This is a genomic window from uncultured Fretibacterium sp. (assembly GCF_938040765.1).
Classification (GTDB): domain Bacteria; phylum Synergistota; class Synergistia; order Synergistales; family Aminobacteriaceae; genus CAJPSE01.
Map to the genome: position 1 here is coordinate 1 of NZ_CALIAA010000292.1, position 6105 is coordinate 6105.

Genomic DNA, 6105 nt, shown 5'->3' on the forward strand with positions numbered 1-6105 from the left:
ACGCTTCACCGTCGCCGCCTCACCGTTGACGAGGACGTCGACGCGGACCAGTTCGGAGGGTTTGAGGCCGATGAATTCATAGTCCAGGGACGCATAGCCGCGGGTCTGGGACTTGAGCTTGTCGTGAAAGTCGATGATGAATTCGGCCAGGGGCATCTCGTAGACCAGGCGCACCCGTTCCGGCGTCAGATAGTCCATGGAGCGGTAGACCCCCCGCTTTTCCTGAACCAGCTGCATCACCTTGCCCACGTACTCCGACGGCAGGAACACCGAGAGCTTGATGAAGGGCTCCCGTATCTCCTCGATCTCCCCCACGTCGGGGAAATCGTTGGGACGGTGGGCTTCGATCACCTCGCCGGACTTCGTGATGATCTCATAGACGACGTTGGGCGCCGTAGCCACGAGCTCGACATCGTACTCGCGGCGGAGTCGTTCCTGCGCCACGTCCATGTGGAGCAGCCCCAGAAAGCCGCATCGGAACCCGAACCCCAGGGCTACGGAGGTCTCCGGCTCGAAGACGATGGCGGAGTCGTTCAGGCAAAGTTTCTCCAATGCGTCCCGAAGCTGCGGGTAGTCGTCTCGCTCCACGGGATAGAAACCGCAGAACACGACGCTCTTGACCTTACGGTACCCGGGAAGCGGCTCCGAAGTGGGGTTCCGCGCATCGGTAATCGTGTCCCCAACGTGCGCCTCGGCCAGGGTTTTGATGCTGGCGGCCACGTAGCCGACCTCTCCCGGCCCCAACCGCTCGACGGGCGTGAAGGAGGGGCGGAACACCCCCACCTCGTCCACGGGATAGGACACGTTGGTCGCCATGAAAAGGATGTCCTGCCCTGCCTTCAGGGTCCCGTTCACGATCCGCACGTAGCAGATGACGCCTCGATAGTTGTCGTACACGGAATCGAAGATCAGGGCCTGAAGAGGGGCGTCCGGGTCCCCCCGAGGGGCCGGAACCGACCCGACGATGCGCTCCAGAATCTCATCGATCCCCCGCCCGTCCTTCGCACTGGCCAGGATGGCGTCGTCGGCATCCAGCCCCACCACGTCGCGGATCTCCTGTTTGGCTCTCTCGGGATGGGCCGAGGGGAGGTCGATTTTATTGATGACGGGCAGAATCTCGAGCCCCTGCTCAATAGCCTGATAGGCGTTCGCAACCGTCTGTGCCTCGACCCCCTGCGTCGCATCCACGACCAGGAGCGCCCCCTCGCAGGCGGCCAGGGACCGCGATACCTCGTAGCCGAAGTCCACGTGACCCGGCGTATCGATGAGGTTCAGCACCCACTTTTTACCATCCGGGGACGTGTAGTCCATGCGCACCGGCACCAGCTTGATCGTGATGCCCCTCTCCCGCTCCAGCGAGAGGGAGTCCAGCAGCTGATGCTTCATATCCCGCGACTGCACCGTGGAAGTCCGCTCCAGAAGGCGATCCGCCAGGGTGGACTTCCCGTGGTCGATATGAGCGATGATGCAAAAATTTCTGATGTTCTCCTGTGTCATACGCGACTCCTCTGAAAGCGCCGATTGACATGGGGGCTCCGTATCTCTGCCCTCACACCGCTATCCCATACAAGCCCGAGCGGCCCCCAAAGCCTGCCCGCACCCGGCAAGGCAGGATTCCGCCGGGCGGCCCGGCGGAGGAAACGTTCTCCAAGTGAAAAAGAGGGGCTTACGCCCCTCGGATTCAACCGTACTTTTCCATGCCCAGCCCACAGGACGGGTTGGAAAAACGAAAGCAACGAACCTTTTCAGATTTTTTTCAGCGCCGCCCAGATGGTCTCCGGTTCGAAAGGCTTGACGATAAAACCATCCACACCAAGCTCCTTCGCTTTGAGGGCCACGGGCAAAGTTGCATCGGCACTGACCAGGAGGATTTTCGCCCCCGGCAGGATCTCGCGTATTTCACGAATGGTCCCGAACCCATCCAGTCTGGGCATGTGAAGATCGACGACGACGACATCGACAGCCTGAGATTTTGAGGCCATCTCGCGCAGCTGCCCGATACCCTGAAGGCTGTCGGTCGCAGACCCCACGACGGTATACCCGCCGTCCGCAAACGTCAGGCGCAGCATATCCACCACGAAATCCGCATCGTCGATGATAAAAACACTTCGAGACGTCATCGGGGATCCTCCGCAAGGTATCAAACTCCTCTACTTCTTGTCCGAAGCGGCTTTACGCAGAGAGTCGAGCCAAGCCTCCCGGGCCTCCAGCTCCGCCTTCATCATCGCCAGATGCTCCTCCTCCGCCTTCAGCAGCTCCTTCAGGCGCGCCTCGTAGCCCGCTCCCACCTGCCTGACCGCCTCAAAATCGGCTCGGAGGGACTCCACATCAGGCGCGGCCCTCTTCTCCAGTTCCACGATGCGCTGCTCCAGTTTCGCCAGCTCCTCTTTCAAGCTCGGAGTTTCAGAGGATGTGTCATTCTGCTTCAGGGTCCACAAAATATTGAGGACAAGAACAATCCCGATCAAAGAGACGATGATCTTCTTCGGTCTGCTGTTGACAAGATTAGACCAACCCGACTTGCTCTCCGGTTCTTTCTTCTGGGCTGCCATGACAAGACCCTCCAGTCATAGGATTAAGGAAGAACTACAAAAGCTCTCTTCTTTCTCATTGTACAATAAAGCGGCGAAAGAAAAAAGCGGCCCCTCGCAATGGGCCGCTTTTCGAGTCTCGATGTCGTACCGGCTACTTAACCTCAACCTCGGCGCCGGCCTCGACGAGCTTCTTCTTGATCTCCTCGGCCTCTTCCTTAGCCACGCCCTCCTTGACCGGCTTGGGCGGATTGTCGACCAGCTCCTTGGCCTCCTTCAGGCCAAGGCCGGTGACCTCACGGACAACCTTGATCACGTTGATCTTGTTGGCGCCGGGGGCCTTGTAGATCACGTCGAACTCGGTCTTCTCCTCCTCGGCGGCCGCAGCGGCGCCGGCGCCGGGCATAGCCATCATGGGCATGGCCACGGGGGCGGCGGCGGAAACGCCGAACTTCTCCTCGAGGGCCTTCACGAGCTCGGAGAGCTCGAGTACCGTCATCTCCTCAATAGCCTTGATCATATCGTCGCGCGTCATAAAAACTTACCTCCTAAATTCGATATCGGCCCCAATGCACCCCGGGGCCCCTGACAAACAAAAAGAACGGAACAACAGCGGGAAAAGCCTTGGCCTAAGCGGCCTCTTTTTTGTCCCGGATCTGCCCAAGGCACGTGACCAGGCCTCGCATCGTCCCGGAAAGCACGGTGACCAGCCCGGAAAGGGGCGCGGCGATAGTACGGACGACCTGCCCCACCAGCGCATCCTTCGAGGGAAGATCGGCCAATGCGTAAACCTGGCTCTGGTCCAGGGCCATCTTGCCCAAAAGTCCGCCCTTCAGAACAAAGGCCTTCTGCGTCTTGTCGGTGGAGTACTCCTTGAGCACCTTGGCAACCCCGACGGGGTCCCCGTAGCAGAGCGCATAGATGTTCGGCCCCACCACCATGGAGTCCGGCAACGACTCGAGGCCGGCCTCCTTCATGGCAATCGCGAAAAGGGTGTTCTTGGCGACCTTCAGCTCCCCGCCCGCCGCGCGGACCTTCACGCGAAGCGCGGTGCTCTGAGCCACCGTCATCCCCCGATACTCCCCCACAAAGACGGCCTCGGTCCTTTCGAGCTTCTCCCTCAAAACCGCGACCTGTTCGTATTTGATTTTTGCAGGCATCATTTTCACCTCCTCGACATCAAATTCCAATGTACCTCAAAACCCATCAAAAAGTCCCCCGACCTGAAAGGCCGAGGGACACAGGAACAGATTCGCCGCGTTTCGAGCGGCATCTCCGTTTCTCAGCCTCGGCAGGTATCGGATTAAGCCCTTGTCAAAAAAGGCGCCTGCTCTCTGGGGTCGAAAAACCCTTATAGATAAAAAACGCGAGGGGGAAAGGCCCTCCTCCTTATGCCGACAGCTCCTTCACGGCAGCGACAGGATCGATGGATATCCCGGGCCCCATCGTCGAGGTCAGGGAGATGCTCTTGATGTACGTCCCCTTCACTGAAGCGGGGCGCGCTTTCTGAATCGCCTGAAGAAGGACCTTGGCGTTCTCGAAAAGGGCGTCGGGGGTAAAGTTCTTCTTACCCACGGAGTTATGGACGATCCCCGCCTTATCGACGCGGAACTCCACACGGCCGGCCTTGATCTCCTGAATGGCGTTGGCGAGATCGAAGGTCACGGTCCCCGTCTTGGCGCTCGGCATCAATCCCCGGGGCCCCAGGACCTTACCCAGGCGACCGACGGACTTCATCATGTCCGGCGTCGCGATGACCGCATCGAAGTCCATCCAGCCGCCCGCTATCTTCTGGACGAGATCCTCGCCCCCGACGATATCGGCCCCCGCGTCCTCGGCCTCCTTGACCTTCTCGCCCGTGGCGAGGACAAGCACCCTCTTGGTCACTCCGGTGCCATGGGGGAGGCCCACCGTGCTGCGGACCTGCTGGTCCGCATGGCGCGGGTCGACGCCCAGGCGAATGTGCAGCTCCATGCTCTCGTTGAACTTGGCCGTCGCCACCGAATGGAAGAGATCGACGGCCTCGCGAAGGCCGTACTGCCTGTTGCCGTCGATCTTGGCGGCCGCCTCTCTGTAACGCTTACTTCGTTTCATCGATAAAACCTCCCGTGGTCGATAACGAGCCCATAAGCTCTGCCACTTGTTTTTTGCCCTTATCCCTGGATTTCAATCCCCATGGAACGAGCCGTACCCTCGATCATGCGCATGGCGGCCTCGACGTCGTTCGCGTTGAGGTCCTGGCGCTTCAACTCCGCAATCTCCCGCACCTTGCTTCTGGGGAGCTGCCCCACCTTGGTCTTGTTGGGAATCCCGGACCCCGATTCGATCCCCGCCGCCTTCTTCAAGAGAACGCTTGCGGGAGGAGTCTTGAGCTCGAACGTGAAGCTCCGGTCGGCATAGACCGTAATGATCGCGGGAATGATCAAACCTGCCTGATCCGAGGTCTTCGCGTTGAACTGCTTGCAGAATTCCATAATATTGACGCCGTGCTGGCCCAGCGCAGGCCCCACGGGAGGAGCAGGCGTTGCCTTTCCGGCCGGCAACTGCAACTTAATCTGCCCAACGACCTTCTTTGCCATGAAACAAAATCCCCTCTCCTAAATAAAACCTCATCTACGGCACAGATCCCGTCCAGAGAGGGACGGGAACGTCTGTCATATCTTTTCCAGGAGGTCGTAATCGGTCTCGACGACGGTCTCGCGACCAAATACGCTGACCGTGAATTTGACCTTGCCCTTTTCCGGGATGATCTCCACCACGGGGCCCGCCTGCCCCTCAAAAGGACCGCTCCTGACGGTGACGGTATCTCCCAGCCTGAAATTGATCTCCACCTTGGGCTTGGCCTGCTCCGAGCCGATACGGGACATCAGCTCACGGACCTCCTTCTCGGAAAGAGGCAGCGGGAGGCTTCCCGCCCCGACGAATCCCGTCACTCCCGGGGTATGCCGCACGACGTACCACGACTGCTCGTCGAGCAGCATCTCCACAAGCACATAGCTGGGATAAAGCTTCCTGGAGACCTTGCGGCTTTTCCCTTCCTTTACGAAGACCCGCTCCTCCACAGGAACCAGCACGTTGAAGATGTTTTTCTCCATCCCCATCGTCGCTATGCGCTGCTCCAGGTTGGCCTTCACTCGATTCTCATAGCCCGCGTAGGTCTGTACGACATACCAGCGGCGCTCGTCCTGTGCCTCCATGAAAACCTCGGGAAAAGTCCCTTCACCCCCACCTGCGCGCCTGGGATCCTATCCGATGAGCCGTCGTCAGCTCAGGATCCCGGAGAAGACCCACGTCAGGAGAAAATCGATCGCCCCCAGATAGATGGAGGCACAAAGTGTAAAAAAGATAACGACCAGCGTCGAAAACCAAATCTGCTTTCTGCCGGGCCAGGTCACCTTCTTCAGCTCGGCCTTGGCCTCCCGCAGGAAACCGATTCCCGGGATCGAACTCGCAACTTCTTTAGCCATGCATTGCCTCCTGCGGGCACCTCGAAACGACACCCTGGACAATAAAAAAATGGCAGGCCCGGCAAGACTCGAACTTGCAACCCCCGGTTTTGGAGACCAGTGCTCTG

The 6105-nt window shown here is 59.5% G+C and carries 9 protein-coding genes and 1 other annotated feature; all 9 genes read right to left on the reverse strand.

Features of this window, described 5'->3' with window-relative positions; all coding sequences use genetic code 11:
* On the reverse strand, positions 1–1497 hold a 1497-nt coding region (gene lepA / locus Q0176_RS10245), incomplete at its 3' end, for a translation elongation factor 4 (RefSeq protein ID WP_299302490.1).
* 248 nt (positions 1498–1745) lie between these two features.
* The gene (locus Q0176_RS10250; protein ID WP_299302493.1) at positions 1746–2120 is read right to left on the reverse strand and encodes a response regulator; all 375 of its coding nucleotides are present in this window, start codon (positions 2118–2120) and stop codon (positions 1746–1748) included.
* 30 nt (positions 2121–2150) lie between these two features.
* Complete coding sequence (locus tag Q0176_RS10255; protein ID WP_299302496.1) at positions 2151–2552, reverse strand: hypothetical protein; 402 nt, start codon at positions 2550–2552, stop codon at positions 2151–2153.
* Positions 2553–2685: 133 nt separating this feature from the next.
* Positions 2686–3066, reverse strand: a complete 381-nt coding sequence (rplL, locus tag Q0176_RS10260; protein ID WP_299302499.1) for a 50S ribosomal protein L7/L12 — start codon at positions 3064–3066, stop codon at positions 2686–2688.
* Positions 3067–3160: 94 nt separating this feature from the next.
* Positions 3161–3691: a 50S ribosomal protein L10 gene (gene rplJ / locus Q0176_RS10265; RefSeq protein WP_299302502.1), complete on the reverse strand. Its 531-nt coding sequence runs from the start codon at positions 3689–3691 to the stop codon at positions 3161–3163.
* Between the two features lie 38 nt (positions 3692–3729).
* Positions 3730–3889, reverse strand: a sequence feature (ribosomal protein L10 leader region).
* A 31-nt stretch (positions 3890–3920) separates the two neighbouring features.
* On the reverse strand, positions 3921–4625 hold the full coding sequence (rplA, locus tag Q0176_RS10270; protein ID WP_299302505.1) for a 50S ribosomal protein L1: 705 nt from the start codon (positions 4623–4625) through the stop codon (positions 3921–3923).
* A 59-nt stretch (positions 4626–4684) separates the two neighbouring features.
* On the reverse strand, positions 4685–5110 hold the full coding sequence (gene rplK, locus Q0176_RS10275; RefSeq protein ID WP_299302508.1) for a 50S ribosomal protein L11: 426 nt from the start codon (positions 5108–5110) through the stop codon (positions 4685–4687).
* Between the two features lie 75 nt (positions 5111–5185).
* Complete coding sequence (nusG, locus tag Q0176_RS10280; RefSeq protein WP_299302510.1) at positions 5186–5728, reverse strand: transcription termination/antitermination protein NusG; 543 nt, start codon at positions 5726–5728, stop codon at positions 5186–5188.
* A gap of 66 nt (positions 5729–5794) precedes the next feature.
* Positions 5795–5998, reverse strand: coding sequence for a preprotein translocase subunit SecE (gene secE, locus Q0176_RS10285; protein ID WP_299302513.1), 204 nt, complete (start codon positions 5996–5998; stop codon positions 5795–5797).
* Positions 5999–6105 lie beyond the last annotated feature (107 nt).